The 17,283-nt window shown below is 59.0% G+C and carries 16 protein-coding genes, 3 tRNA genes and 1 pseudogene; 10 read left to right on the top strand and 10 right to left on the bottom strand.

What is annotated here, in order from left to right; all coding sequences use genetic code 11:
- Positions 1–7: 7 nt before the first annotated feature.
- Entirely contained in the window at positions 8–469 is a 462-nt protein-coding gene (tsaE, locus tag MKS11_RS19710; protein ID WP_004206439.1) for a tRNA (adenosine(37)-N6)-threonylcarbamoyltransferase complex ATPase subunit type 1 TsaE, read from the bottom strand.
- Positions 462–1,973 (bottom strand): bifunctional ADP-dependent NAD(P)H-hydrate dehydratase/NAD(P)H-hydrate epimerase, encoded by a 1,512-nt coding sequence (gene nnr, locus MKS11_RS19705; protein WP_165474134.1) that lies wholly within the window; start codon positions 1,971–1,973, stop codon positions 462–464. Before nnr ends, tsaE begins: the two co-directional genes overlap by 8 nt.
- 13 nt (positions 1,974–1,986) lie before the next feature.
- Here nnr and queG point away from each other — a divergent pair, with 13 nt between their 5' ends.
- Positions 1,987–3,126 (top strand): tRNA epoxyqueuosine(34) reductase QueG, encoded by a 1,140-nt coding sequence (queG, locus tag MKS11_RS19700; RefSeq protein ID WP_087771113.1) that lies wholly within the window; start codon positions 1,987–1,989, stop codon positions 3,124–3,126.
- Positions 3,127–3,396: 270 nt separating this feature from the next.
- On the opposite strand, the gene MKS11_RS19695 is transcribed toward queG, so the two are convergent.
- The 3 genes from MKS11_RS19695 to MKS11_RS19685 form a co-directional block, all read right to left on the bottom strand.
- Positions 3,397–3,472 (bottom strand) — tRNA-Gly (locus tag MKS11_RS19695).
- Between the two features lie 72 nt (positions 3,473–3,544).
- Positions 3,545–3,620, bottom strand: a tRNA-Gly gene (locus tag MKS11_RS19690).
- A gap of 68 nt (positions 3,621–3,688) precedes the next feature.
- Positions 3,689–3,764, bottom strand: a tRNA-Gly gene (locus tag MKS11_RS19685).
- 294 nt (positions 3,765–4,058) lie between these two features.
- On the opposite strand from MKS11_RS19685, the gene MKS11_RS19680 reads away from it, so the two are divergent.
- Positions 4,059–4,790 (top strand): transporter substrate-binding domain-containing protein, encoded by a 732-nt coding sequence (locus tag MKS11_RS19680; RefSeq protein ID WP_004206436.1) that lies wholly within the window; start codon positions 4,059–4,061, stop codon positions 4,788–4,790.
- Positions 4,791–4,833: 43 nt separating this feature from the next.
- Here the strand turns inward: MKS11_RS19680 and orn are convergent, their stop codons facing one another.
- Entirely contained in the window at positions 4,834–5,379 is a 546-nt protein-coding gene (gene orn / locus MKS11_RS19675; protein WP_004206435.1) for an oligoribonuclease, read from the bottom strand.
- Between the two features lie 94 nt (positions 5,380–5,473).
- Here orn and rsgA point away from each other — a divergent pair, with 94 nt between their 5' ends.
- From rsgA to mscM, 3 genes are all read left to right on the top strand, one after another.
- On the top strand, positions 5,474–6,535 hold the full coding sequence (rsgA, locus tag MKS11_RS19670; RefSeq protein ID WP_017900927.1) for a small ribosomal subunit biogenesis GTPase RsgA: 1,062 nt from the start codon (positions 5,474–5,476) through the stop codon (positions 6,533–6,535).
- 161 nt (positions 6,536–6,696) lie between these two features.
- Positions 6,697–7,659, top strand: coding sequence for an archaetidylserine decarboxylase (asd, locus tag MKS11_RS19665; RefSeq protein WP_065878190.1), 963 nt, complete (start codon positions 6,697–6,699; stop codon positions 7,657–7,659).
- Positions 7,660–7,682: 23 nt separating this feature from the next.
- Positions 7,683–11,012 (top strand): miniconductance mechanosensitive channel MscM, encoded by a 3,330-nt coding sequence (gene mscM / locus MKS11_RS19660; RefSeq protein WP_023319553.1) that lies wholly within the window; start codon positions 7,683–7,685, stop codon positions 11,010–11,012.
- Between the two features lie 37 nt (positions 11,013–11,049).
- Here the strand turns inward: mscM and MKS11_RS19655 are convergent.
- Both MKS11_RS19655 and epmA read right to left on the bottom strand, forming a co-directional pair.
- Positions 11,050–11,256: pseudogene (locus MKS11_RS19655) on the bottom strand (glutamate/gamma-aminobutyrate family transporter YjeM); the annotation flags it as partial.
- A 149-nt stretch (positions 11,257–11,405) separates the two neighbouring features.
- Positions 11,406–12,383 carry an elongation factor P--(R)-beta-lysine ligase gene (gene epmA, locus MKS11_RS19650; protein WP_004206428.1) on the bottom strand — a complete coding sequence of 326 codons (978 nt, stop codon included), beginning with the start codon at positions 12,381–12,383 and terminating at the stop codon, positions 11,406–11,408.
- 274 nt (positions 12,384–12,657) lie between these two features.
- On the opposite strand from epmA, the gene frdA reads away from it, so the two are divergent.
- From frdA to MKS11_RS19625, 5 genes are all read left to right on the top strand, one after another.
- Positions 12,658–14,448, top strand: a complete 1,791-nt coding sequence (gene frdA / locus MKS11_RS19645; RefSeq protein ID WP_017900930.1) for a fumarate reductase (quinol) flavoprotein subunit — start codon at positions 12,658–12,660, stop codon at positions 14,446–14,448.
- The gene (gene frdB / locus MKS11_RS19640) at positions 14,441–15,175 is read left to right on the top strand and encodes a fumarate reductase iron-sulfur protein (RefSeq protein ID WP_004177729.1); all 735 of its coding nucleotides are present in this window, start codon (positions 14,441–14,443) and stop codon (positions 15,173–15,175) included. Before frdA ends, frdB begins: the two co-directional genes overlap by 8 nt.
- A gap of 10 nt (positions 15,176–15,185) precedes the next feature.
- Positions 15,186–15,581, top strand: a complete 396-nt coding sequence (frdC, locus tag MKS11_RS19635; RefSeq protein WP_002885530.1) for a fumarate reductase subunit FrdC — start codon at positions 15,186–15,188, stop codon at positions 15,579–15,581.
- A gap of 10 nt (positions 15,582–15,591) precedes the next feature.
- A complete protein-coding gene (frdD, locus tag MKS11_RS19630) occupies positions 15,592–15,951 on the top strand; it encodes a fumarate reductase subunit FrdD (RefSeq protein WP_002885526.1) in 360 nt (119 codons plus the stop codon).
- 113 nt (positions 15,952–16,064) lie between these two features.
- Positions 16,065–16,598: a lipocalin family protein gene (locus MKS11_RS19625; protein WP_004206426.1), complete on the top strand. Its 534-nt coding sequence runs from the start codon at positions 16,065–16,067 to the stop codon at positions 16,596–16,598.
- Here the strand turns inward: MKS11_RS19625 and sugE are convergent.
- The gene (gene sugE, locus MKS11_RS19620; protein ID WP_004206425.1) at positions 16,595–16,912 is read right to left on the bottom strand and encodes a quaternary ammonium compound efflux SMR transporter SugE; all 318 of its coding nucleotides are present in this window, start codon (positions 16,910–16,912) and stop codon (positions 16,595–16,597) included. The two genes, MKS11_RS19625 and sugE, sit on opposite strands and share 4 nt — an antisense overlap.
- 143 nt (positions 16,913–17,055) lie before the next feature.
- Complete coding sequence (gene ecnB / locus MKS11_RS19615) at positions 17,056–17,202, bottom strand: lipoprotein toxin entericidin B (RefSeq protein ID WP_004206423.1); 147 nt, start codon at positions 17,200–17,202, stop codon at positions 17,056–17,058.
- Positions 17,203–17,283: the final 81 nt, after the last annotated feature.

Here is a 17,283-nt window from a genome sequence, read left to right as displayed (position 1 = left end):
CTTCAGGCTAAATGGCTAAACGTGCCAGTAAAGACTCACCCCGTGAGGAGATCGCGGTAATGCGCGCCTCACGCCCTTGTGCCTGGTAATCAAGGTGAATTTCAACGTCCGGGTCAGGCAGGACACCTGCGCCTTGCTGCGGCCATTCCACCAGGCAGATGGCATCGTCGGCAAAATAATCGCGGATCCCCATAAATTCCAGCTCCTCAGGATCCGCCAGGCGGTAGAGATCGAAGTGATACACCATCAGCTTGTCGAGGGTATACGGTTCCACCAGGGTATAAGTTGGGCTTTTGACATTGCCGCGGTGACCGAGCGCCTGTAAAAAGCCGCGGCTAAAGGTGGTTTTTCCCGCGCCTAAGTCACCATAAAGGTAAATCACGGTGGCGCCGGTACAGGCCTGCGCAATACGGTCGCCCAGGGCCAGCGTGGCCTGCTCATCGGGTAAAGGAATCACTCGGTTAATCATGGTCTACGTCAATCACATCCGGGTTAACAACACGCTTGAGCGTGGAAAAGAGATCGGTCGCCAGCATGCCGCGGGTGCCCTCGCGGGCGGCCAGTCGGTCGGCGGCATCGCCATGAGCGACGCACCCAGCACAGGCAGCATCATACGGCGTCAGGTGCTGTCCTAACAATGCGGCGATGATGCCAGTGAGCACATCGCCCATGCCGCCGCTGGCCATCCCGGCATTGCCGGCGTCGATAATGCCCATCGCCCCGCTTTCACTGGCCACCACCGTGCCCGCGCCTTTCAGCACGACCACGCCGCCATACCGTTTTACCAGACGCTGCGCAGAAAGTAAGCGATCGCTTTCAATTTCTGCCACGCTGATATTCAGCAGACGGGCCGCTTCGCCGGGGTGCGGCGTCAGCACGCGATTGTGACGTTTATCGGGATTGAATGCCAGCAGGTTCAGCGCATCGGCGTCCCAGACCATCGGTTTGTTAACCCTTTCCACCATGCGCAGGGCGCTGCGTCCCCACTCGTTCTGCCCCAGACCTGGGCCAATCGCCACCACCTCCGCCCATTCCAGCGCGGCTTTCAGGGTCTGCGGCGTCAGCTCATCCACCATTAATTCCGGCCGGGCGGTGATAATAGGCGCCACGTTCTCCGGGTGAGTAAGTACTCGCACCAGCCCTGCGCCGGCGCGTAAAGCCGCTTCACCGCACATGCGAATCGCGCCTGCCGTGCCGCGATCGCCGCCGACGATCGCCAGCTTGCCGTGATCGCCCTTATGGGAGGTGGCCCGGCGCGGCGGCAGCCAGTCGGCAAGGTGGGCGGCGCAAAACCGCGTCAGGGGGGTACTTTGCCCGGCGAGCCAGCGCTCAAGCCCCAGCGCATGATGGTGGAGCTGCCCGACGACATCCCGCGCCTTGCCGGTCAGCAGCCCCGGTTTGAGCGCGATAAACGTCAGCGTATGGTTGGCCTGAATGACAGCCCCCGGCGTCGCGCCGGTCTGCGCGTTCAGGCCGGAAGGGATATCCAGAGCCAGCACCGGCGCAGGATGGTGGTTCGCCTGGTGAATGAGCACCGCGACGGATTCACGCGGCGCACTGCGCAACCCGGTGCCGAGCAGGCCATCAATAATCAGTGAGATATCGTCTGGCCAGGGGACAGTGGCCGCATGGTTCACGCCGCCGGCGTTAAGCCATGCCTCCCGCGCCGCCTGCGCCTCTTCCGGCAGCGGGCTGTCACTCTCTACCGCCAGCAGCGTCACCCTCCGCCCGGCGGCCTGGGCCAGACGCGCGACGACATATCCGTCACCGCCGTTGTTGCCATGCCCGCAGAGGATCAGCCAGTGGGCGCTGTCAGGAAAAGCGCGGCTGGCCAGCTGGAACGCCGCCTCGCCCGCGCGCTGCATCAGTTCAAACAGCGTCAGTCCCAGGCTGTCCGCCGCCTCTCGTTCGGCCAGGCGCAGCGCCTCCGCAGGCCAAATGTTGTATGGTATACTGTCAGGGTTTTTCGTCATTGTATGGTCCATCATGTCACAGCCCCTCGATCTCGTTCAGTTAGCGCAACAAATCAAACAATGGGGCACAGAGCTCGGGTTCCAGCAGGTCGGTATCGCCGATACCGACCTCAGCGCCAGTGAACCCAAACTGCAGGCATGGCTGGATAAACAATACCACGGCGAAATGGAGTGGATGGCCCGTCACGGTATGATGCGCGCCCGCCCCCACGAACTGCTGCCCGGTACGTTACGCGTCATCAGCGTGCGGATGAATTATCTGCCCGCCAACGCCGCCTTTGCCCGCACCCTGAAAGATCCCGCGCTGGGTTACGTCAGCCGTTATGCCCTCGGGCGTGATTATCATAAGCTGCTACGTAATCGCCTGAAAAAACTGGGGGAGAAGATTCAGGAACAGTGTGCTTCGCTCAATTTTAGACCTTTTGTCGATTCCGCGCCTATCCTGGAACGGCCCATTGCAGAAAAAGCGGGCCTTGGCTGGACAGGTAAGCACTCACTTATCTTAAGCCGCGACGCCGGATCATTCTTTTTTCTCGGCGAACTGCTGATTGACCTGCCCCTGCCGGTCGACAGCCCGGTCGCGGAGGAGTGTGGACGCTGTGTCGCCTGCATGACTATCTGCCCCACCGGGGCCATCGTTGAGCCCTATACTGTCGACGCCCGCCGCTGCATCTCCTATCTCACCATCGAACTGGAAGGCGCTATTCCGGAGGAGTTCCGTCCGCTCATCGGCAACCGGATCTATGGCTGCGACGACTGCCAGCTTATCTGCCCGTGGAACCGTTTCTCACAGCTCACCGATGAAGAGGATTTCATCCCGCGCCAGGCGCTGCATGCCCCGCCGCTGGTGGAGCTGTTCGCCTGGAGCGAAGCGTGGTTTCTGAAGGTGACCGAAGGGTCGGCGATTCGTCGCATTGGTCATCTGCGCTGGCTGCGTAATATCGCCGTCGCGCTGGGCAATGCGCCCTGGGATGAAGCCCATCTTCGCGCACTGGAGAGTCGCCTGGGCGAGCACCCGCTTCTCGACGAGCACATTGAGTGGGCGATTGCCCAGCAACTGAAAAAGCGCAGCGTCGACGCCGTCGAAGTACAGCTGCCGAAAAAATTACGTCTGGTCAGGGTGGTAGAGAAAGGCCTGCCGCGCGACGCCTGATTCATTCACAGGCTGTGAATAAAATCTAAAACACATTGAGTTTCAAGGCGCAGACCCAGGTCAAGTGATCGGATTAACATTTCGAAATGAAATTTAATTGTTAAATTTCAATTAGATATAAAGATATTATTTACAAAGCGAAGCATTTACGCCGTCAGAAGCGAAACGACAACCTGTGGATAACTCTGTTTACAGTATTTCTGCAGACCAAACGAAAATCATCCCCGGCGCTGGATTGCACTGTGGATAAATAAGAGATGGAAGAAAATTTGGAGCGGGAAACGAGACTCGAACTCGCGACCCCGACCTTGGCAAGGTCGTGCTCTACCAACTGAGCTATTCCCGCTTAATCATCGTCATTCAAGCTACCGTGTAGCAACCTGAAAACTGCGACTGGTGTGGTGTGTCATTCAAATTTTGGAGCGGGAAACGAGACTCGAACTCGCGACCCCGACCTTGGCAAGGTCGTGCTCTACCAACTGAGCTATTCCCGCTTAATCTTCGGCTTTCGCCCCGCATCTGCGAGATGAAATCCTTTGATCAGGATGGTGCTTTCAAATTTTGGAGCGGGAAACGAGACTCGAACTCGCGACCCCGACCTTGGCAAGGTCGTGCTCTACCAACTGAGCTATTCCCGCGTTACTGCATTTTTTGCCATATTTCGATGGCGTCGTAATTTGCATTTCTGCGTCGTTACGGGAGGCGCATTATACGAGAATTCGATGCCCCTGCAACCCCCTGTTCATCACTTTTTTGCGTTTTTTGTTTAAATGGATATTTTCTCGCCACCTACGCCGCTGAATTGTATAAATAAGCGTCATTTCGGGCAAAATCGCTTTTTCCGCCCGCCTGAATGACGCAAAATCGCTCGCATCATACCGCGGTGGCGCGACGTAAAACGAGGCCACCACGCCGCCAAACAGGGAATTAGCATGAGAAAAGTCCTCACCGTCCTGCTGCTGAGCACGCTGGCCATCGGAACCGCGTCAGCCGAGACGCTCCATTTTGGCACCAGCACGGCCAATCCGCCGTTTGTCACCGCCAACGGCAAAAATCAGCCTGTCGGCTTCGATATCGATCTTGCCCAGGCCCTGTGCCAGCAGATGCAGGCGCAGTGCCAGTTCACGGCGCAGCGTTTCGATACGCTGATCCCGGCTTTACGCTTCAAGAAATTTGACGCGGTGATTGCCGGCATGGAAGTGATCCCGATGCGTGAGAAGCAGGTCGCCTTCAGCCGTCCCTATCGCCAGGCGCTCTCCGGGGTGGTGATCGTCAACAAAGATGTCGCCCATACCTTTGCCGACCTGAAAGCCAAAAAAGTCGGCGTGGTGAAAGGCACACTGCATCAACACTATCTGCGTGATAAACAGAAAGCCGTACAGGCTGTTCCTTACGACGACGTCGCCAGCGCCTTGGCCGCGCTGAAGGCCGGGCAAATAACCGGCGTCATGGGCGACTTCGCCACCCTCGACGCCTGGCAGCAGGAGAACCCTGACTACGCCATCATGGATGAACGTGCCACCGACCCGGCTTATTACGGTAAGCAGTATGCGATTGCGGTGCGCAAAGACGATCCGGAGCTGCTGAATGCGATCAACGATGCCCTGACCGCGGTCATGGCGACGCCTGACTTCCAGCAGATGCAGCAGAAGTGGTTTAAATAACGCAGAAAGGTGTACCGGGCCGCGCACAGGGCCCGGTCGCGGTTTACAGCTTAATGAAGTGTTCGCGGTAGTAAGCCAGCTCGGCGACTGACTCGCGGATATCGTCCATCGCCTGGTGGGTACCCTGCTTTTTAAAGCCGTCGAGAATTTCCGGCTTCCAGCGGCGCGCCAGCTCTTTCAGCGTGCTAACGTCCAGATAGCGATAGTGGAAATAGGCTTCCAGTTGCGGCATGTACTTAAACAGGAAGCGACGATCCTGGCCGATGCTGTTGCCACAGATCGGCGACTTGCCCGCCGGCACCCACTGCTTAAGAAACTCAATGGTCGCCAGTTCGGCGTCGTGCTCGCTGACGGCGCTGGCCTTCACGCGATCCACCAGCCCGCTGCCGGTATGCGTCCGCACATTCCACTCGTCCATCAGCGCCAGCTGGGCATCCGATTGATGCACCGCGATGGTCGGCCCCTCGGCCAGAATGTTCAGGTTGGCATCGGTCACCAGGGTGGCGATTTCGATAATGCGATCGCGCTCCGGATCCAGCCCTGTCATCTCAAGATCGATCCAAATGAGGTTGTTTTCATTTGCACTCATGCTATTTTCCACCCTTCTTGCGTGACTATATTCATCTAAAATAGCGTGTATCATAGAGGTTTTGCCCCATCAGGGCGACCAGGAGCCAGTTCGATTGAGTAAAAATAAACTCTCCAAAGGCCAGCAGCGCCGCGTCAAAGCCAACCACCAGCGCCGTCTGAAAACCACTGCGGAGAAGGCCGACTACGATGACAACCTGTTTGGCGACCCGTCGGAAGGCATTGTCATCAGTCGCTTTGGCATGCATGCCGACGTCGAATCCGCTGACGGCAGCGTGCATCGCTGCAATATCCGCCGGACGATCCGTTCGCTGGTCACCGGCGACCGCGTGGTCTGGCGGCCGGGTAAAGACGCTGCCGACGGCGTAAGCGTCAAAGGGATCGTCGAAGCGGTTCACGATCGCGCCTCCGTCCTGACGCGTCCGGATTTTTACGACGGCGTGAAGCCTATCGCCGCTAATATCGACCAGATCGTGGTGGTTTCCGCGATCCTGCCTGAGCTATCGCTGAATATTATCGATCGCTATCTGGTGGCCTGCGAGGCGCAGGATATCGAGCCGTTAATCGTCCTGAACAAAATCGATCTGCTGGATGACGATGGCCTGCGCTTTGTCAATGAACAAATGGACATCTACCGCCACATTGGTTACCGCGTGCTGCTGGTCTCCAGCCGTACTCAGGACGGCCTCAAGCCGCTGGAAGCGGCCCTGACCGACCGCATCAGCATCTTCGCCGGGCAGTCCGGAGTGGGTAAATCGAGCCTGCTGAACGCCCTGCTGGGGCTGAATGAGGATCAGATCCTCACCAATGATGTCTCGGACGTTTCCGGCTTAGGCCAGCACACCACCACCGCGGCGCGCCTCTACCACTTCCCGCACGGCGGTGATGTGATTGATTCACCGGGAGTACGTGAGTTCGGCCTGTGGCATCTGGAAGCGGAACAAATCACCAACGGCTTTGTCGAATTCCATGATTATTTAGGCCGTTGCAAATATCGCGACTGTAAACACGATACCGATCCTGGCTGTGCGCTTCGCGAAGCGGTAGAGAACGGCAAGATCGCCGAGAGCCGTTTCGAGAACTACCACCGCATCCTGGAAAGCATGGCGCAGGTACAGGTAAAAACGCGTAAAAACTTTTCCTCGTCCGATGACTGACCATTAAGCTGAGCGTCACGTCAGGCGCTGCCGGGCAGCGGTGATGACGCAGCTTACGCGGATGCCATTTAGCGAGTTTTACGTATAGAATCGTCCCCCTTTTTTCAGGTCCCCGCCCGCGGGCGGGGTCAGGAACGACATAACATGGCCTGGAGGCTACTTTGTTAAACGATCTTAAACTTTCACTGCAATACATTCTGCCTAAACTGTGGCTCACCCGCCTCGCAGGCTGGGGTGCGAGCAAACGCGCAGGTTGGCTGACGAAGCTGGTCATCGATCTGTTCGTGAAATACTACAAGGTCGATATGAAAGAGGCGCAGAAGCCGGATACCGCGGCCTATCGCACCTTCAACGATTTCTTTGTGCGCCCGCTGCGCGACGACGTTCGCCCGCTGAATACCGATCCTAACGTACTGGTGATGCCGGCCGACGGCGTGATCAGCCAGCTTGGTGCCATTGAGAACGATAAAATTCTGCAGGCCAAGGGCCACGACTACAGCCTGGAAGCCTTACTGGCCGGCAACTACCAGATGGCCGACCTGTTCCGTAACGGCAGCTTCGCCACCACCTATCTGTCGCCGCGCGACTATCACCGCGTGCACATGCCGTGCAACGGTATCCTGCGCGAAATGATCTACGTTCCTGGCGACCTGTTCTCCGTTAACCATCTGACGGCGCAGAACGTGCCAAACCTGTTCGCCCGTAACGAGCGCGTCATCTGCCTGTTTGATACTGAGTTTGGCCCGATGGCGCAAATTCTGGTGGGCGCGACTATCGTCGGCAGCATCGAGACCGTGTGGTCCGGCACCGTAACCCCGCCGCGCGAAGGCATTATTAAACGCTGGACCTGGCCCGCTGGCGACAGCGAAGGCTCCGTCGCCCTGCTGAAAGGCCAGGAGATGGGCCGCTTCAAACTGGGCTCTACCGTGATCAACCTGTTTGCCCCGGGCCAGGTGAAGCTGGTCGACACGCTGCAAAGCCTGTCCGTGACTAAAATCGGCCAACCGCTGGCGACAACGGTGGAAGCAACCGCCGCCGCTGAACCGGCGCCGTTACCGGAAGAAGAGATCCGCGCCGAACATCGCGCCAGCCCGCTGGTTGACGATAAACAAGACCAAGGTTAATTCTTCAGCAAAAGGGTTATGCCGTGCGCCTGATATACACTTTCCTGTTGGCCTTGAGCCTCAGTTTCGGGGCGTACGCTGCGACAGCCCCGGATGCTAAACAGATAACCCAGGAACTGGAACAGGCGAAGGCGGCAAAGCCCGCCCAGCCTGAAACCGTTGAAGTTCTGCAGTCCGCGCTGAACGCGCTTGAGGAACAAAAATCGTCCCTCGAGCGCGCCCGTCAGTATCAGGACGTTATCGACAATTTCCCCAAACTGTTTCAAAGCCTGCGCGCCCAGCTCAACAATCTGAGCGAAGAGCCGCGCCAGGTGCCAGTCGGCCTGACCGCCGATGCGCTGAACCAGGAGATCCTCCAGGTCAGCAGCCAGCTGCTGGAGTCAAGCCGTCAGGCGCAACAGGAGCAGGATCGCGCGCGTGAAATCGCCGACTCCCTGAACCAGCTGCCGCAGCAGCAAACCGACGCCCGGCGTCAGCTCAATGAGGTTGAGCGCCGCATCGGCACGCAAACCGGCAACAATGCTCTCGCCCAGGCGCAAAATCTTGCCCTGCAGGCGGAATCGGCGCGCCTGAAGGCGCTGGTGGATGAACTCGACCTCGCCCAGCTCTCCGCCAATAACCGCCAGGAGCTGTCGCGCGCCCGTTCTGAACTGGCGCAAAAGCAGAGCGAGCAGCTGGATGCCTATCTGCAGGCGCTGCGTAATCTGCAGAATAGCCAGCGCCAGCGGGAGGCGGAAAAAGCGCTGGAAAGTACCGAACTGCTGGCGGAGAACAGTGAAAACCTGCCGCCGGACATCACCGCCCAGTTTAAAGTCAACCGTGAGCTCTCCCAGGCGCTGAACCAACAGGCGCAGCGTATGGATCTGGTGGCGTCCCAGCAGCGGCAGGCGACGAATCAAACGCTGCAGGTGCGCCAGGCATTAAACACCCTGCGCGAGCAGTCGCAGTGGCTGGGCTCCTCCAATCTGCTGGGCGAAGCCCTGCGCGCCCAGGTGGCGCGGCTGCCGGAGCGCCCTCGCCCGCAGCAGCTGGATACGGAAATGGCGCAGCTGCGCGTGCAGCGTCTGCGCTTTGAGGATTTACTCAGTAAGCAGCCGCAGCTGCGGCAGATCCGCCAGGCCGACGGCGAACCGCTGACCAGCGAGCAGAACAAGATCCTGCAGGCGCAGCTGCGCACGCAGAACGAGCTGTTGAACTCGCTGCTGCGCGGCGGCGATACCCTGATGCTGGAGCTCACTAAGCTGAAGGTCGCCAACGGCCAACTGGAAGACGCGCTGAAGGAGATCAACGAAGCCACCCACCGCTATCTGTTCTGGACTTCGGACGTCAGCCCCATCGGCTTCTCCTGGCCGCTGGAAATCGTCCAGGATCTGCGGCGCCTGATCTCCCTGGATACCATCAGCGAACTGGGTAAAGCCAGCGCGATGATGCTCACCAGCAAAGAGACCCTGCTACCGCTGTTTGCCGCCCTGCTGCTGGTTGGCTTCAGCATCAGCTCGCGGCGCCATTTCACCCGCTTCCTTGAGCGCTCCAGCGCTCGGGTGGGGAAAGTCACCCAGGATCACTTCTGGCTGACGCTGCGTACGGTCTTCTGGTCGATACTGGTGGCTTCGCCGCTGCCGGTGCTATGGATGACGCTCGGCTATGGTCTGCAGTCCGCCTGGCCATTCCCGCTGGCGGTGGCGATTGGCGATGGGGTCACCGCGACGGTGCCTCTGTTGTGGGTGGTGATGATCTGCGCCACCTTCGCCCGGCCAAACGGACTGTTTATCGCCCACTTCGGCTGGCCGCGTAGCCGAGTGGCGAAAGCGATGCGCTACTACCTGATGAGCATCGGGCTGATTGTGCCGCTGATTATGGCGCTGATCATGTTCGATAATCTTAACGACCGCGAGTTCTCCGCTTCGCTGGGCCGCCTGTGCTTCCTGCTGATCTGCGGCGCGCTGGCGGTGGTCACTCTGAGTCTTAAGCACGCCGGTATCCCGCTCTATCTGGATAAAGAGGGGAATGGCGACAATATGGTGAACCGCCTGCTGTGGAACCTGATGCTTGGCGCGCCGCTGGTGGCCATGCTGGCGGCGGCCGTCGGTTATCTCGCCACCGCCCAGGCGCTGCTGGCGCGTCTGGAAACTTCCGTAGCCATCTGGTTCCTGCTGCTGGTGGTCTATCACATTATCCGCCGCTGGATGCTGATCCAGCGCCGCCGGCTGGCCTTCGACCGGGCCCGCCATCGTCGCGCGGAAATTCTCGCCCAGCGCGCCCGCGGCGAAGATGAGCCTGTTCACGTCAGCAGCCCGGAAGGGTCGGTGGAGACGGAGGTCAGCGAGGTCGATCTCGATGCCATCAGTACCCAGTCGCTGCGCCTTGTGCGTTCCCTGCTGATGCTGATCGCGCTGCTGTCGGTCATCGTGCTGTGGTCGGAAATTCACTCGGCGTTTGGCTTCCTTGAGAATATCTCGCTGTGGGACGTTACCTCAACGGTACAAGGAGTGGAAAGCCTCGAGCCCATCACCCTTGGCGCGGTGCTGATTGCCATTCTGGTGCTGATCATCACCACTCAGCTGGTGCGCAACCTGCCGGCGCTGCTGGAGCTGGCGATCCTCCAGCACCTCGATTTAACGCCCGGCACCGGCTACGCCATCACCACCATCACCAAGTATCTGCTGATGCTGGTCGGTGGACTGGTGGGCTTCTCGATGATCGGCATTGAGTGGTCGAAGCTGCAGTGGCTGGTCGCCGCGCTGGGTGTGGGTCTCGGGTTTGGCCTGCAGGAGATCTTCGCTAACTTTATCTCCGGCCTGATTATCCTGTTTGAAAAACCGATCCGCATCGGCGATACGGTCACCATCCGCGACCTGACGGGCAGCGTCACCCGCATCAATACCCGCGCCACCACCATCAGCGACTGGGACCGGAAAGAGATTATCGTGCCGAACAAGGCGTTCATCACCGAGCAGTTTATCAACTGGTCGCTGTCGGACTCGGTCACCCGCGTGGTGTTGACGGTGCCGGCTCCGGTGGACGCCGATACCGAAGAGGTGACCAAGATCCTCATCGCCGCGGCGCATCGCTGTTCGCTGGTCATCGATACCCCGGCGCCGGAGGCGTTTCTCGTCGACCTGCAGCAGGGGATCCAGATTTTCGAGCTGCGTATTTTTGCCGCCGAGATGGGGCACCGCATGCCGCTACGCCATGAGATGCATCAGCTGATCCTGGCGGGCTTCCGCGAGCATGGCATTGATATGCCGTTCCCTCCGTTCCAGATGCGGCTGGAAAGTATCGACGGCAGGCAAAGCAGTAAAACCATGACCTCGGCCGGGAAAACCAGCCGACGTACGGCTGGCAGCCTTTAAGCCATAGCCTGCCCGGCGGCACTGCCGGGCAGGTTCTTTAACTCTCCATCACCAGCGCGCCGGACGCCAGGCGCCGACGGTAGCTTTCGTAAATTCCCCACGCCAGCAGCGAGAAGAAGAGCGGCCCGCCGACCATCCACAGCGTGCTACTCCAGTCCCCACTGTCGATGACCGGCTGAATGATGGTGAAGATATTGGCGAAAGTCACCATCAGCAACACCACGCCGGTCGCCAACAGCGACGCCTGGCCTCATAAAACGAGCGCGGATAGTAGCAAGAGCACCGAAGGAGATTGTGGATATTCGGGCGAAAGCCGGGATAGCATGAGGGAGGGGGAATCAGGGCAGACCTGTCACCTCCCTCGCCCGCAGGCGGCGGGAGGTGACAGCGCCATCAGGCGCGGTCGACCGTAAAGGCGATCACTTCGCCGATGCTTTCAGCGCCCAGCGCCAGCATCACCACGCGATCAACGCCCAGTGCCACGCCGGAGCAGTCCGGCAGCCCCGCCTCCAGCGCCGCCAGCAGGTTGTTATCGATGGGCTGCTGCGGGAGACCGCGCGCGGCACGCTTGCGATTGTCCTGCTCAAAGCGCAGGCGCTGCTCATGGGCGTCGGTCAGCTCGTGGAAACCATTCGCCAGCTCAATTCCTTTGTAATAGACCTCGAAGCGCTCAGCGACCCGATGATCTTCCGGGCTGATCTGCGCTAAAGAGGCCTGAGTCGCCGGGAAATGATAAATGAACGTCGGCCGATCTTTGCCGATGTGCGGCTCCACGCCCATGGTGAACAGCAGTTGCAGCAGCGTGTCGCGATCTTCTTCAGTATCGGCGATATTGCTCAGATCCAGCTTCGCCGCGACTTCGCGCAGCTGCGCTTTATCGGCAGAGAGCGGGTCAATATCCAGATGACGCTGGAACGCCTGCTGATAGGAGAGGCTTTCCGCCGGCTGGCACTCCAGCACCTGCTGCAGCAGATCGTCCACCTCGTTGATCAGACGATACATGTCATAGCACGGACGATACCACTCCAGCATGGTGAATTCCGGATTGTGATGCCGCCCCATCTCTTCATTACGGAAGCTGCGGCAAAGCTGGAAAACCGGGCCGCAGCCCGCCGCCAGCAGGCGCTTCATATGGTATTCCGGACTGGTCATCAGGTACAGATTGAGTCCCTGTGAGTGGCCCGGGCCGACGAAACGGGTTTCAAACGGGAACAAATGGATATCCGTTACCGTCGCCTGACTCATGCAAGGCGTCTCCACCTCCAGCACGCCGCGATCGGTAAAGAACCGGCGGATTTCCGCCATCACCGCCGCGCGTTTCAACAGATTGGGAATGGGTGCGCTCGGCTGCCAGGTTGCCGTCTCGCTCATGGTACTTTCTCCGATTGCAAACAAGGGCACGAAGTCTACTCGCAACCGGCGAGTGAAACAAATTTTGTGCAATCCCCGGCAGATTACATGCCATTAATCTATCGTTAACCTAAATGCATAAATATCACTGATAAATAACCGCACATATCGATAAAAAAATCGAACACGTCAATTTTCCATACTGACCCTACGGCTATACTCCTGTACCTATAAAGGAGCAGTGATACTTTTTCGCCAGCCCGGCGGCGAAATACACTAAAACTGGAGGAATGTCGTGCACACTTTTCAAGCCGATCTCGCCGTAATTGGCGCCGGCGGGGCAGGCCTTCGCGCCGCTATCGCCGCCGCCCAGGCCAACCCCAATGCCAAAATCGCCCTGATTTCTAAAGTCTATCCGATGCGCAGCCATACGGTCGCTGCAGAAGGGGGGTCCGCAGCCGTTGCCCAGGATCACGATAGCTTTGAGTACCATTTTCACGACACCGTCGCCGGAGGCGACTGGCTGTGCGAGCAGGATGTCGTCGACTATTTCGTTCACCACTGCCCGACGGAAATGACCCAACTGGAACAGTGGGGATGCCCGTGGAGCCGCCGCCCTGACGGCAGCGTTAACGTCCGGCGCTTCGGTGGCATGAAGATCGAACGTACCTGGTTTGCCGCCGATAAAACCGGCTTCCACATGCTGCATACCCTCTTCCAGACCTCCCTTCAGTTTCCCCAAATTCAACGCTTTGATGAACATTTCGTCCTTGATCTGCTGGTCGATGACGGCCAGGCCCGCGGCCTGGTGGCGATGAATATGATGGAAGGCACGCTGGTGCAGATCCGCGCCAACGCGGTGGTGCTGGCCACCGGCGGCGCCGGACGCGTCTATCGCTACAACACCAACGGCGGCATCGTTACCGGTGACGGGATGGGTATGGCGCTGGGCCACGGCGTGCCGCTGCGCGATATGGAGTTCGTTCAGTATCACCCGACCGGTCTGCCGGGTTCCGGGATCCTGATGACCGAAGGCTGCCGCGGTGAAGGCGGGATTCTGGTCAACAAAAACGGCTATCGCTATCTGCAGGATTACGGCATGGGCCCGGAAACCCCGCTCGGCGAACCGAAGAACAAATATATGGAGCTGGGCCCGCGCGACAAAGTGTCCCAGGCCTTCTGGCACGAATGGCGGAAAGGGAACACCATTCCCACGCCGCGCGGCGACGTGGTCTACCTCGATCTGCGCCACCTCGGCGAGAAAAAGCTGCTGGAGCGCCTGCCGTTTATCTGTGAGCTGGCGAAAGCCTACGTCGGCGTCGACCCGGTGAAAGAACCGATTCCGGTACGCCCGACCGCGCACTACACCATGGGCGGCATCGAAACCGATCAACAGTGCGAAACCCGCATCAAAGGGCTGTTTGCCGTGGGCGAATGCTCGTCCGTTGGTCTGCACGGCGCCAACCGCCTGGGCTCCAACTCGCTGGCCGAGCTGGTGGTCTTCGGCCGCCTGGCCGGGGAACAGGCCATGCGGCGCGCCGCACAAGCGGGCGAAATGAACGGCTCCGCCCTCGATGCGCAAGCTGCCGATGTGGAGCGTCGTCTGAAAGATCTCGTCAACCAGGAGGGTAACGAAAACTGGGCGAAAATCCGCGACGAAATGGGGCTCTCGATGGAGGAAGGCTGCGGCATCTACCGGACGCCAGAGCTGATGCAGAAAACTATCGACAAGCTGGCTGAGCTGCAGGAGCGCTTTAAGCGCGTGCGCATTACCGACAACTCCAGCGTATTCAACACCGATCTGCTTTACACCATTGAGCTGGGACACGGTTTAAACGTTGCCGAATGTATGGCGCACTCGGCCATCGCCCGTAAAGAATCGCGCGGTGCGCACCAGCGTCTGGATGAAGGCTGTACCGAACGCGACGACGTCAACTTCCTCAAACATACGCTCGCCTTCCGCGAGGCTGATGGCACCACCCGCCTGGAATATGGCGATGTGAAGATCACCACGCTGCCGCCGGCGAAACGTGTTTATGGCGCTGAGGCGGAAGCGGCTGAGAAGAAGGAGACCACCCATGGCTGAGATGAAAAACCTGAAAGTCGAAGTGGTGCGTTACAACCCGGAGGTCGACACGGCACCGCACAGCGCGTTCTATGACGTGCCTTACGATGAGCAGACCTCGCTGCTGGACGCGCTGGGCTACATTAAAGACAACCTGGCGCCCGACCTGAGCTACCGCTGGTCCTGCCGGATGGCGATCTGCGGCTCCTGCGGCATGATGGTCAATAAGGTACCGAAGCTGGCCTGTAAAACCTTCCTGCGGGATTACACCAAAGGCATCAAGGTTGAAGCGCTGGCCAACTTCCCGATCGAGCGCGATCTGGTGGTGGATATGACCCACTTTATCGAAAGTCTGGAGGCCATTAAGCCGTACATCATCGGCAATAACCGCACCCCGGACCAGGGACCAAACAAGCAGACGCCGGCCCAGATGGCCAAATACCATCAGTTCTCCGGCTGTATCAACTGCGGACTGTGCTATGCCGCCTGTCCGCAGTTCGGCCTGAATCCGGAGTTTATCGGCCCGGCGGCGATCACCCTCGCCCACCGCTATAACGAAGACAGCCGCGACCACGGCAAAAAGGAACGCATGGCGCAGCTTAACGGCCAGAACGGCGTCTGGACCTGTACTTTCGTGGGCTACTGCTCGGAAGTGTGTCCGAAGCACGTCGACCCGGCGGCCGCGATCCAGCAGGGCAAGGTGGAAAGTTCGAAAGACTTTCTTATCGCCACCCTGAAACCACGCTAAGGAGTGCATTATGACGACGAAACGCAAACCCTACGTGCGGCCGATGACCTCCACCTGGTGGAAAAAGCTGCCGTTTTATCGCTTCTACATGGTGCGGGAAGGCACGGCGGTACCGACGGTCTGGTTTAGCATTGTGCTGATTTACGGGCTGTTTGCCCTCAAGCACGGCGCCGAAAGCTGGGCGGGATATATCGGATTCCTGCAAAATCCAGTGGTGGTGATCCTCAATCTGATCACCCTGGCGGCGGCGCTGCTGCACACCAAAACCTGGTTCGAGCTGGCGCCGAAAGCCGCCAACGTCATCATCAAAGGCGAAAAAATGGGGCCAGAGCCGGTGATTAAAGGTCTCTGGGTGGTGACGGCGGTGGTCACCGTGGTGATCCTGTTTGTCGCCCTGTTCTGGTAAGGAGGCTGAGATGATTAATCCCAATCCGAAACGTTCCGATGAACCCGTTTTCTGGGGGCTGTTTGGCGCTGGCGGCATGTGGGGCGCGATTGTCGCGCCGGTGATGGTGCTGCTGGTGGGCATTTTGCTGCCGCTGGGGCTCGCCCCCGCCGACGCCTTCAGCTATGAACGCGTGCTGGCCTTTGCCCAAAGCTTTATCGGCCGCGCGTTCATCTTTCTGATGATTGTCCTGCCGCTGTGGTGTGGGCTGCATCGTATTCACCACGCCATGCACGACCTGAAAATCCATGTGCCAAACGGCAAATGGGTCTTCTACGGTCTGGCGGCGATCCTCAGCGTCATTACTCTGGTTGGCGTACTGTTTATCTGATCCTGCAAGAGCCCGGCAGCAATTCTGCTACCGGGCTCGCTTCATAGAAAAATCTTGCCGCCTTTGCCCTGCCGGACTCTACACTTAGCTTAAAAGCCAGCAAGGAGCATACCATGCGTATCCTGCCGATAATCACCGCGGTCGCCGTCTCGTTCCTGTCTGTCGCCTGCAGCACCCCTGCCCCGCCGCCAGGCGTCACCGTGGTCACCCCCTTCGACGTTCAGCGCTATCTGGGTACCTGGTACGAAATCGCCCGCTTCGACCATCCTTTTGAAAGCGGGCTTGAAAAGGTCACGATCGCCTGGCAGCCGCGCGATGACGGCGGTCTGGACGTGGTCAATAAAGGCTATAACCCCGACCGCGGCATGTGGCAGAAAACGGACGGGGTGGCGTATTTTACCGGCGAACCCAGCCGCGCCGCGCTGAAGATCTCCTTCTTCGGCCCCTTCTATGGCAGCTATAACGTCATTGCGCTGGATAAGGAGTATCGGTACGCGCTGGTCTGCGGCCCCGACCGCGACTATCTCTGGCTACTGGCGCGAGCCCCCACCATCGCCCCGGAAGTCAGGCAGCAGATGCTGGATATTGCCACCCGGCAGGGTTTTGATATCAGCAAACTGGTCTGGGTCAATCAGCGCTACAACTAGTGCGCGCTGATCTTCAGGCCAATGATGCCGACCACGATGCAGACAAGACTGGCGATACGCATAGCGCTGGCGGATTCACCTAACAGTACGATACCGGTCACAGCGGCGCCCACGGCGCCGATCCCCGTCCAGACGGCGTAAGCGGTACCCACCGGCAGGGTTTTCATCGCCCATGAAAGCAGCGCCATGCTGACGACCATCGCGACGATGGTGATGACGCTGGGAACCAGGCGGCTAAAGCCATGGGTATATTTCAGGCCGACGGCCCACACCACTTCCAGCAGGCCAGCGATAAATAAGACTATCCAGGACATAAGGCTCCTTTGCTGGGGCCGTCCCCGGATGAGAAACGCTTACGGGTCGTCCCGTAAGGTGGATGAAAAGTCGTAGTGAGTATATCCAACAGAATGGGGGAAGTGAAGAACGGTACGGCGCAAAACCGTACCGTCGAAGGCTGTTATTGCTGAGCTTTGGTTGCTGCGCCAGAGATTGCGCTGCCGCCCTCTGAAATATCCTGACCCACACCGCGCGTGGTGTTACAAGCGGTCAGTGCTGAAGAGAGGACCAAAACCGTAAAGAACGCTGCAATCGTTTTTTTCACCATAATGTCATCCTTAGTGTCAGTTTTGTTTTCATGCCCTATAAGCATAGACAAACCGTCCACAGATGAAGGGATCTTTGCGTT

This window comes from Klebsiella sp. K5-45 (assembly GCF_030128605.1).
Classification (GTDB): domain Bacteria; phylum Pseudomonadota; class Gammaproteobacteria; order Enterobacterales; family Enterobacteriaceae; genus Klebsiella; species Klebsiella quasipneumoniae.
This window is presented reverse-complemented; position numbering and strand designations above follow the sequence as displayed.

Coding starts and splice junctions, on each gene's coding strand:
- orn (WP_004206435.1), bottom strand. CDS start 5,379: ATGAGTGCAAATGAAAACAACCTCATTTGGATCGATCTTGAGATGACA.
- tsaE (WP_004206439.1), bottom strand. CDS start 469: ATGATTAACCGAGTGATTCCTTTACCCGATGAGCAGGCCACGCTGGCC.
- nnr (WP_165474134.1), bottom strand. CDS start 1,973: ATGACGAAAAACCCTGACAGTATACCATACAACATTTGGCCTGCGGAG.
- MKS11_RS19680 (WP_004206436.1), top strand. CDS start 4,059: ATGAGAAAAGTCCTCACCGTCCTGCTGCTGAGCACGCTGGCCATCGGA.
- frdC (WP_002885530.1), top strand. CDS start 15,186: ATGACGACGAAACGCAAACCCTACGTGCGGCCGATGACCTCCACCTGG.
- frdB (WP_004177729.1), top strand. CDS start 14,441: ATGGCTGAGATGAAAAACCTGAAAGTCGAAGTGGTGCGTTACAACCCG.
- ecnB (WP_004206423.1), bottom strand. CDS start 17,202: ATGGTGAAAAAAACGATTGCAGCGTTCTTTACGGTTTTGGTCCTCTCT.
- epmA (WP_004206428.1), bottom strand. CDS start 12,383: ATGAGCGAGACGGCAACCTGGCAGCCGAGCGCACCCATTCCCAATCTG.
- sugE (WP_004206425.1), bottom strand. CDS start 16,912: ATGTCCTGGATAGTCTTATTTATCGCTGGCCTGCTGGAAGTGGTGTGG.
- MKS11_RS19625 (WP_004206426.1), top strand. CDS start 16,065: ATGCGTATCCTGCCGATAATCACCGCGGTCGCCGTCTCGTTCCTGTCT.
- queG (WP_087771113.1), top strand. CDS start 1,987: ATGTCACAGCCCCTCGATCTCGTTCAGTTAGCGCAACAAATCAAACAA.
- frdD (WP_002885526.1), top strand. CDS start 15,592: ATGATTAATCCCAATCCGAAACGTTCCGATGAACCCGTTTTCTGGGGG.